The organism is Fructobacillus ficulneus, from assembly GCF_001047075.2.
GTDB lineage: Bacteria > Bacillota > Bacilli > Lactobacillales > Lactobacillaceae > Fructobacillus > Fructobacillus ficulneus.
In genome coordinates this window covers 187,279-188,115 of record NZ_DF968005.1, presented here as the reverse complement: position 1 = coordinate 188,115, position 837 = coordinate 187,279, and the positions used below count along the sequence as shown (strand labels likewise).

Annotated in this window: 1 protein-coding gene; it reads right to left on the bottom strand. The window is 49.9% G+C overall.

Annotation, left to right across the window (positions count from 1 at the left end):
• A partial coding sequence (locus AOQ29_RS07720) for a hypothetical protein (RefSeq protein ID WP_158530755.1) occupies positions 1 to 837 on the bottom strand: 837 nt, incomplete at both ends.

Genomic DNA, 837 nt, shown 5'->3' with positions numbered 1-837 from the left:
ACCTGGAGGCTGGTTGGATCGACATGGTCAATCTGCTGGAAAGCGTTAATTTGGTCTTGACCCGCCTGGTTGATCTTTTCAATGGCGGCTTGCCGGTCAGCATCGGTCACTGTTTGGTAGTCTGCGAGTAAAGTTGGCTGATCAACTTGGTCAATGGCGGTCAAAGCCGCTTTCAAAGCCTGGTCGATGTCAGCCTTGATTGTGGCTTGGTCCACCTGGGCTTGACCGGCGGTAACGGCCTGAGTCACCAAAACTACTTGATGGTCCAAACTGGCTGGATCAACATGGGCAATTTCTGTCATTGCCATCTTCCTTGCTTGACCGTAATCGAGGATTTCCGCCTTGGCGTTGGCCTTATCCTGGTCAGTTGCAGGACGATAGGCCACCTGCACGACGGGATCATCCACCCGGTTAATACTTTGGATGGCACCCGCTACTAGGCCTGATAATTCTTCACTGGTTTTAACGGCATCAATTGACCGACTCGCCTTGGCCACAATCTTATCAACCGCTGCTTGTTGGGCCTGAAGACTGGTTGGGTCAACCCATTCAATCTTGGTAAAACTTTGCTTTTTATTAGCACCCACCTCGGCAACTTGGGCCTTAGCCTCTTCACGCTGGCTTTGACTCAAGAAGAGCTGATGCAATGCTTGGATGGTTGTGGAAATAATATTACGGGCAGCCGCAACAGTCTTGGCCCGACCCAACCGCTGGCAGCCATCATTAGCAATTTGATCAACTTGTCGATGCAGGTTAGTTTTTTCAACTGGTCGTAATTCTGTCGCATTGTTAATAGCAATATTCACTGCTAGGGCTTGGTCTTGAATAAGGCGGTAA